Below are 7,752 nucleotides of genomic sequence, written 5' to 3'. Positions count from 1 at the left end.
CACGTCGCCCTGCGCGCGCAACGCCAGCGCCGCCTGCCGGTAGCCCTCGTCCACCGCCGCCAGACCGACCACCAGCGCCGAGACCCCGAGCGGGACGCCGTCGGCCCGCGCGCTGGCGTCGAGCGCGGCGCAGGCCTCGGCGGTGCTGTCCTCGCGAAGGGCGACGAGGCCCACGACGCCCTCGGTGCGGCGTACCCACGCAGTCGCATGAGGCGCGAGCCGCTCGTCGGCCGCGCGCCGGTCGAGCCGGGCGGCCACGACGACGAGCAGGTCGGCCGTCACCGGGAGGTCGAGGCGGAGCGCCGCGCCGCGGGCGAAACCGGGCTCGCGGCCGCGGCCGGTGAGCAAGCCCTCCCAGAGCTCGGCGCGCTGCTGCTCGTCGGCGCGCACCAGCCCGCGCTCGTGGGCGTGGTACGCGGTGGCGACCTGGGCGGACGTGGCGTCGACGACCTCCCAGAGCTGGGTCCCGATGTCGCGCAGCGCGGCGGCGTCGAGCAGCTCCTCGCCCCGCTCGATGAGGTCCTCCCACACCAGCCGGCCACCCATCCGGAACGACCGGAGCACGTCGTCGAGCGGGATGCCCTGCTCAGCGCGCCTCTGGCCGGTCGCACGGGCGGCGTCGTAGGCCGGGTCCTGGTCGTTCTGGTAGGGCCGGATGCCCGAGCGGACCGCGTGCGCGAGGAGCTCGAGGATGCGGTCGACGTTGGTGACGCACGAGTGCATCAGGTCGGAGCGGGGGACGCGGTCGACGCGGTAGGTCGGGTTCTCGCTCTGGATCGTGTCGACCAGCTTCTCCGCGATCGGGTCGAGCCGCTCGCGCCGGTGGCGGGCCAGGAAGTCCAGCGTTGCCGCACGCACGGACTCGGCCTACATCGCGGCGAGGTTGCGCAACAGGAAGGCCTCGGCGAGGACGACCTTCTCGAACTCGGCGAGGTGGAGGCCCTCGTTGGCCCCGTGGGCACGGGTGTCGGGGTCCTCGACGCCGGTGACGAGCACGCTGGCCTCGGGGAAGGCCTCGAGGAACTCGGCGATGAACGGGATGGACCCGCCGACGCCCATGTCGACGGGGGCGGTGCCGTCCCAGGCCTCGGTGAAGGCGGCGCGGGCGGCGTCGTAGGCCGGTCCGGTGGCGTCGATCTGGGTCGCCTCGCCGGTGTCGACGGTCGTGACGGTGAGCGCGGCGCCCCAGGGGACGTGCTTCTCGAGGTGCTCGGTGAGGCAGGCCAGGGCGTTGGTGGTGGTGTCGCCGGGGGCGACGCGCAGGCTGAGCTTGGCCCGCGCGGCCGCGGTCAGGGTGTTGCTGGCGCCGTCGACCTTGGGCGCGTCGAGGCCGGTGATGGTGAGCGCGGGCTGGGTCCAGAGGCGCTCGACGACCGGACCCCGGCCGACCCACTCGACGCCCGGAGCGACGCCGGACTCGGCGCGCAGCCGCTCCTCGGGGTAGTCGACGTCGGCGGCCGGCTGGGAGTGGAGGCCCTCGATCGTCAGGGCTCCCTCGTCGTCGTAGAGGCTGGAGAGGAGCTTGGTGAGCGTCATGATCGCGTCGGGCACCAGACCGCCCCACATGCCCGAGTGGACGGCGTGGGTGAGGGTGCGGACCTCGACGTCGACGCGGACCAGGCCGCGCAGGCTGGTGGTGAGGGCCGGCTCGCCGATGTCCCAGTTGCCGGAGTCGGCGATGACGATGACGTCGGCGCGCAGCGCCTCCTGGTGCTCCGCGAGCAGGGCCGGGAGGGAGTCGCTGCCGACCTCCTCCTCGCCCTCGATGAACATCGTGACGCTCACCGGAAGGTCGTCGCCGTGCACGCGGAGCGCGCCCAGGTGGGCGGCGATGCCGGCCTTGTCGTCGGCGGCGCCGCGCCCGTAGAGCCGGTCGCCGCGCTCGGTCGGCTCGAACGGCGGGCTGTCCCACTCAGCGTGGTCGTTCTCGGGCTGGACGTCGTGGTGGGCGTAGAGCAGCACCGTCGGCGCGCCCTCGGGCCCGGGCTTGTGCGCGATCACGGCGGGTGCGCCGCCGTCGGCGCTCACGATGTCGACACTGGCGAAGCCCTCGGCGCGGAACAGTTCGGCCACCGCCTCGGCGCTGCGCTGCACCTCGCTCGCGCGGGCGGGGTCGGCGCTGACCGACTCGATGCGGACGAGGTCCTCAAGGTCCTGACGGATCTGGGGCAGCAGTTCGGTGACGCGGGCGCGGATGTCGTCGCTCATGCCTGCAACCTAGCCGGGGGGGTCGACGCCGTCAGGCTGCCGGTGGTGGGCGGGTACGCCGGGCCCGAGATGGTCCGCCTGGCTCAGGGCGTCGACGACGAGCCGGCCGACGTGGGCGTTGGCCAGCCGGTAGAGCACCGTCGTGCCCTGCTTGCGCGTGGTCACGAGCCGGCCCATGCGGAGCTTGGCGAGGTGCTGCGACACCGAGGCCTGCCGCTTGTCGACGCTCTCGGCGAGCGCGGTCACGGACAGCTCGTCGTCGTGGGTGAGCGCGTGGAGCAGCGCGACTCGCGTCGGGTCGGCGAGCAGCCGGAAGATCTCGGCCGCGACCGTGAAGTCCTCGCCGTCTGCGTGCATATGCATATAGTGGCACCATGACCGAGCAGACCAGCGAGCAGCACGCCGAGCACGAGCACACCCACGCCGACGGCACGGCCCACGTGCACCCCCACGGCCCCGGCCACCACGACGGACCCGACCCCGTCGAGCACCACGACCACGAGCACGCCCACGACGGCGAGGCCCACGTGCACGTGCACGGCGACGAGCACACCCACGACTGAGCGCCGCGGTAGTCCCTCACGAACGGGATTCTGGAGTCGTTCGAGAATCCCGTTCGTGGGGGACTATCCCAGCGGCAGGTAGGGCGAGAGGTCGGTGCGCTCGCCGGAGGCGATGACCTTGGCGTCGGTGAGGGCGTCGACCCAGGCCATCGAACCGGTGGCGAGGGCGATCCAGGTCTCGGCGTCGGTCTCGACGACCGCCGGCGGCGTGCCGCGGGTGTGCCGCACGCCGGGGACGACCTGCACGGCGGCGTAGGGCGGGACGCGCACCTCGACGGAGGCGCCGGGCGCCTTGTCCTCGAGCAGCGCGAGGTAGTGCTTGACGAGCAGCTTGAGGTCGGCCCGCTCGGCGGTGCCCGCGCTCACCCGCCCGGTCGCGTCCGCGACCGCGAGCGGGTCGGCGGGACGGAGTCGGGCGGCCACTCCCCCAAGGTAGCCAGGTAGTCCGCCATCAGGTCGCGCGGCCGCCACCCGGTGGACCGGGCCCGGGTCGTGTCGAGGCAGAACGTGTGTGCCAGCGTGTCGACGGCGTACGGCGTCAGCAGCGGCTCGCGGCCGGTCAGCCGGGCCAGCGTGTCGAGGACGTCGGCCGCCCGGGCGGCGACCGGGACCGGGACGTGGCCGACGGCGACCGGCCGCGCGAGCGCCGCCTCGAGCACGTCGACCAGGGTCGCGTCCCGGCGGACGGGCACCTCGTCGGCGACGTTGTAGGGCCCGGGCACCCAGCCGAGCGCGGCCACGCAGGCGCCCGCCAGGTTGTCGACGTGGGTGAGGGACAGCTCGACGTCGTGGCCGGGCAGCACGATCCGGCCACGGCGGGTCGCACGGAGCAGGCGGGGCAGCAGGTGGGTGTCGCCCGGGCCGTAGACGGCGCGCGGCCGGAGCACCACGGCCCCGGCGTCGAGCGCGAGCCGGTCGCCGAGCGCCTTGGTGCGGCCGTAGGCGTTGAGGTGCCCACCGCTCGTCGGGTGGTCCTCGGTGACGCGAGTGCGGTCGGGGCGGGGGTCGTAGACGCTCGACGAGCTGACCCAGACGACCGGCCGGTCGCCGGCTGCCTCGAGCAGCCTCCGGGCACCGTCGACGTTGACGCGCTCGAACTCCCGCGCGTCGGTGCCGGGCCGCGGGTCGCCCACCGCCGCGGCGAGGTGGACGACGGCGGCGCAGCCGACGAGGTCGGGGGTGTCGACCGACGCGTCCCAGCGGCGGTGCTCGGTGCCGTCGGGTCCGGGGCGGCGGCCGAGCGAGACGACGTCGTAGCCATGGGCGAGGAGCAGCCGGGCGACGACGCCGCCGCAGAAGCCGCTGGCGCCGGTGACCGCGACGCTCATCCCGGCCTCACCGGGGTACCGCGACCACGAGCTCGCGCCAGGCGGGGAGCGCGGCGTGCCGGTCGGGCCGGGCCCGGACGACCCGCGGCGCCAGCACCGCCAGCGCCGCCAGCACGTCGTCGAGCTGGGCCCGGGCGAGCCCGGCGCCCGGGCAGGCGTGCGGCCCGGCGCCGAAGACCAGACGGCTGACGGCGGCGGGGGCGGGGTCGTCGACCGACGGGTCGCGACGGTGGGCGTCGACGGCGTGCCGGACCATCAGCAGGAGCTGGTCGTCGGGGGTGACTTCGTGGCCGCCGACCGTCGCCGGTGCCGCCGTCACCCGGGGCAGCAGCGGCGTCGGCGCCAGCACCCGCAGCAGCTCGGAGACCAGCACCGGGCGCCGGGCCTCGTCACCCGCGTCGGCCCACCAGCCCTCGTCGGCGACCCAGGCGACCGCCCGCGGCAGGGTGGCGAAGGTCGTGTTGATGGCGGCCAGCGCGAGCATCTTGCCGAGCGGGTCGACGCGCCCGCCGAAGGCGTCGGCAAGGTGGTCGCGATAGGGCGTCCGACGCCAGGACGGCACCTCGGCCGCGGCCGCGGAGGACGCCGTACGGCGGGCGGCGCGGGCGAGCTCGCGGCACTCCCCCGGCGTCAGGTCGAGGTCGAGCAGGGCCGCGGTGGTGCGCCCGGAGACCTCGTCGGCCAGCCGGCAGACGTCGAGCTCACCGCCCGCGCGCAGCAGGTCGACCGCGTCGTCGAGGACCGGCCGCCACACCGGGCGCAGCGCCGCGACGCCGCGGGAGTCGAGCCGCTCGGCGAGCGCCCGGCGCGAGGCGCGGTGCTGGGTGCCGGACTCGTCGAAGAGGGCTCCCTCCCCCTCGTGCTTGCGGATCGCCCCGCCCGTCGTCCGGTCGTCGGTGCGGTCGAGCGGCACATCGGTGAGCACTGCTCGCAGTTCGTCGTGCCCGTTGACGACGACCCGGGAGCCCAGTCGCTGCAGGGGTCTGCGGCGCGTGGCCGTCAGCAGTCCGAAGAGGACGGGGTGTGACGCGGTGTAGACGCGTCGGTCGCGTGACCGGGCCGTCACCGGACGTGCACCTCGTCCGCGGTGGGCGGGACGTACCTGCGGTCCCAGTACCAGAGCAAGGTGTTGCGCACGCCCCACTGCCGCAGGCGGCGCAGGCTGTTCTCGACGACGACCTCGTCGGCGCGCACGACGTGGGGCGTGACGCGACGGGCGCGGTTGAGCAGCGCGACGTCCTCGGAGCCGGCCTCGAGCGCCTGTCGTACGGCGCCGCCCGATCGCACGTAGACGTCGGCGGTGATCGCGAACGAGTGCCCGTGGGTCAGCACGTAGGGCGCGAGGTAGTCGGGCCCGCGGTGCTCGCCCCGGTGGCGGCCGTAGACCGCGAGGAGTCGCTGCACCGCCGGCAGCACGAACCGCTCGGCCGGTGTCGGGTGCTCGTCGCGTCGCGGGACGCTCGCACCCGCGACGACCTCGGCGCCGCGGGCGAACCGGTCGCGGATCCGGCGCACCCAGTCCGGATGCGGGAGGGCGTCGGCGTCGGTGCGGGCGACGAGCTCGGCCCCGTGCTCGAGGGCGAGACGTACAGCGGTGTCGACCGCACACCCCACGCCGCGCTCGGTCTCGACGACGACGTGGACCGGGAACGGCGCCGTCACGGCGAACGCCTCCACCACCGCGACCGTGCCGTCGGTCGACGCGTTGTCGGCGACGACCAGCGCGAACCTCAGGTCGTCCTGGGCGGCGAGTGCCTCGAGGGTGGCGCCGATCCCGACAGCTTCCTGGTAGGCCGGCACGACGACCCAGAGCACCCGGTCGTCGGGCGGCGCCGGCTGCGCCCACTCCTCCGCGACCGAGGCGATCGACAGCGACCGCAGCACCGCGCGCACCGAGAGCGCCACCCAGAGGGCGGTGGCCACGAGCGTCGCCACGGCACCGAAGACCGCACTCCGGCCGGGCATGGTGTGATCGATGTAGGCGCCGCCGACCGTGCCGAGCAGCAGCACCACCGCCGAGGCACCCACCGCCGCCCCGGTCGTCCGGGCCGCCGAGGGGCGGCGGGAGTCGGCCCACGGCAGCAGCCACATGGCCCCGCCGACGAGCCCGGTCAGCAGCACCGCACCGGCCACTTCCCCGCTCAGCCGCGACGGCATCGCGGCGACGACGACCACGGCGAGGGTGGCGGCGGCGTACAGCACCGCGGCGAGCCAGACGTCGCGCAGGTTGTCGAGGACCGGGTTGCCCGAGCCGTTGTCCTGCCCGCAGGCCGCGCGGAACGCCGTCCGCAGGGCGCGCACCGAGCGCACCGACAGCCACAGGATGATCGCGGCCGAGACCCAGGTGAGGCTGCGGTCGAGGTCGGCGCTCGCGGTGACGACGACGTCGGCCACCTCGTTGGGGAGCGTGCGGTCGGCGGCCCTGCGCACCCCGGCGGCGACCGTCGACCCGTCGGTGCCGGCCCAGCCGAGCACGGTGCCGACGAGGAGGAGGACCGGGACGAGCCCGACGAGCAGGGAGTAGGTCGCCGAGCCGGCCAGTGCGTCGCCGTTGGCCCGCGTGTAGCGCTTGTGGGAGGCCATGAGCAGCTCGCGCCAGCGTCGCGTCGTCGGGCTCACGACACCATCCTGGCGGTGGCCGCGCGGTCCGGCTTGCGCGAGCGTCCCTGGGTCGGGATCGTCGCGACGACGATCCGGTCGGGTGCGGCCGGGCCGAGCGCGGCGACCGGGCCGCGGAGCCGTCGGCGTACGTCGGCCTCGGCGACACCCGGCTCGGGCTCGACCACCAGCACGAGCCGCTCGTCGAGGTCGTCGCCCGGGACGCCGACGAGCAGGGCCAGGGCGACGCCGGGCACCTGGAGCGACGGCTCGTGCAGGCCGGGATAGATGTTGTCGGCCCCGCGCAGGACCATGTCCTTGAGCCGGCCGTGCAGCACCACGCTGCGCCCGACGACCTCGCCCCGGTCGCCGGTCGCCACCTCGTCGAGCACCGGGCCACCGAGGTAGCGGGCCGCGGTGCCGACTCCCGCCACGACGACCTGTCCGTGCGCGTCGGTGCGGGCGGTCGTGCCCGGCACCAGGTTGCCGACGAGGTCGCCCGCGCCGCCGCCGTCGACGTACGCCGCCTTGGCACGGGCCTCGACCGCCGCGACCGGGAACGCCTCGGTCATCGCATAGACCCCCCACGCCTGCTGGGCCCCCGCGTCCCGCAGCCGGCCGAGCAGACGTGCCGAGACCGGCGCGGAGCCGGCGAAGACGCGGCCGGAGAAACGAGTGCCGGCCGCCAGCAGGTCGCGTGCCTGGGGCGGGGTGACGTAGGTGAGCTGGGGCGCGAGCCCCTCGATGGTCCGGCGGCGGGTCCGGGTCGCGACCGGGACGCCCGCCAGCAGCGCGGGCGCCATCGCGAAGAAGGTCGAGCCGACGACCGGGGCGCCGGGCACCACGTCGGCCAGGTCGGTGACGGTGCCGATCCCGGCCGAGAGCGAGGCGGTGGTGTGCACGACCGCGCGCGGGTCGCCGGTGGTGCCGGAGGTGAAGATGACCAGCGCCTCTGCGGCGGCGGCCGACGACCGGTCGGGCGAGGGACCGGCCTGGAGGCGGCGCGGCAGGACGAGGACCGGTGCGATCGCGTCGAGCGGCGCGAGCCGGAGCCC

General features: G+C 75.5%; 8 protein-coding genes and 1 pseudogene. 1 reads left to right on the top strand and 8 read right to left on the bottom strand.

The genetic code is table 11. The features are described from left to right. From Q7T52_RS05025 to Q7T52_RS05015, 3 genes and pseudogenes are all read right to left on the bottom strand, one after another. A pseudogene (locus Q7T52_RS05025) lies at positions 1-858 on the bottom strand (hypothetical protein); the annotation flags it as partial. A gap of 9 nt (positions 859-867) precedes the next feature. Continuing rightward, positions 868-2,208, bottom strand: a complete 1,341-nt coding sequence (locus Q7T52_RS05020) for a dipeptidase (protein ID WP_304800000.1) — start codon at positions 2,206-2,208, stop codon at positions 868-870. Positions 2,209-2,217: 9 nt separating this feature from the next. Next, complete coding sequence (locus tag Q7T52_RS05015; protein ID WP_304799998.1) at positions 2,218-2,571, bottom strand: metalloregulator ArsR/SmtB family transcription factor; 354 nt, start codon at positions 2,569-2,571, stop codon at positions 2,218-2,220. An 11-nt stretch (positions 2,572-2,582) separates the two neighbouring features. Here Q7T52_RS05015 and Q7T52_RS05010 point away from each other — a divergent pair, with 11 nt between their 5' ends. Next, complete coding sequence (locus Q7T52_RS05010; protein ID WP_304799996.1) at positions 2,583-2,771, top strand: hypothetical protein; 189 nt, start codon at positions 2,583-2,585, stop codon at positions 2,769-2,771. Positions 2,772-2,834: 63 nt separating this feature from the next. On the opposite strand, the gene Q7T52_RS05005 is transcribed toward Q7T52_RS05010, so the two are convergent. The 5 genes from Q7T52_RS05005 to Q7T52_RS04985 form a co-directional block, all read right to left on the bottom strand. After that, positions 2,835-3,194 (bottom strand): sterol carrier family protein, encoded by a 360-nt coding sequence (locus tag Q7T52_RS05005; protein ID WP_304799994.1) that lies wholly within the window; start codon positions 3,192-3,194, stop codon positions 2,835-2,837. After that, a complete protein-coding gene (locus Q7T52_RS05000) occupies positions 3,134-4,099 on the bottom strand; it encodes an NAD(P)-dependent oxidoreductase (protein ID WP_304799992.1) in 966 nt (321 codons plus the stop codon). Before Q7T52_RS05000 ends, Q7T52_RS05005 begins: the two co-directional genes overlap by 61 nt. 7 nt (positions 4,100-4,106) lie before the next feature. Next, the gene (locus tag Q7T52_RS04995; protein WP_304799990.1) at positions 4,107-5,024 is read right to left on the bottom strand and encodes a hypothetical protein; all 918 of its coding nucleotides are present in this window, start codon (positions 5,022-5,024) and stop codon (positions 4,107-4,109) included. 137 nt (positions 5,025-5,161) lie between these two features. Beyond that, the gene (locus Q7T52_RS04990) at positions 5,162-6,718 is read right to left on the bottom strand and encodes a YhjD/YihY/BrkB family envelope integrity protein (RefSeq protein ID WP_304799988.1); all 1,557 of its coding nucleotides are present in this window, start codon (positions 6,716-6,718) and stop codon (positions 5,162-5,164) included. Then, on the bottom strand, positions 6,715-7,752 hold a 1,038-nt coding region (locus Q7T52_RS04985; RefSeq protein WP_304799986.1), incomplete at its 5' end, for an AMP-binding protein. The genes Q7T52_RS04990 and Q7T52_RS04985, both read right to left, overlap by 4 nt.

The organism is Nocardioides sp. (assembly GCF_030655615.1).
Classification (GTDB): Bacteria; Actinomycetota; Actinomycetes; order Propionibacteriales; family Nocardioidaceae; genus Nocardioides.
Note: the sequence above shows the minus strand (reverse complement) of the source record. Positions and strands in the feature narration are given on the sequence as shown.

Excerpts from the sequence above, each read along its gene's own strand:
- Q7T52_RS05020 (WP_304800000.1), bottom strand. The coding sequence starts at position 2,208 with ATGAGCGACGACATCCGCGCCCGCGTCACCGAACTGCTGCCCCAGATC.
- Q7T52_RS05015 (WP_304799998.1), bottom strand. The coding sequence starts at position 2,571 with ATGCATATGCACGCAGACGGCGAGGACTTCACGGTCGCGGCCGAGATC.
- Q7T52_RS05010 (WP_304799996.1), top strand. The coding sequence starts at position 2,583 with ATGACCGAGCAGACCAGCGAGCAGCACGCCGAGCACGAGCACACCCAC.
- Q7T52_RS05000 (WP_304799992.1), bottom strand. The coding sequence starts at position 4,099 with ATGAGCGTCGCGGTCACCGGCGCCAGCGGCTTCTGCGGCGGCGTCGTC.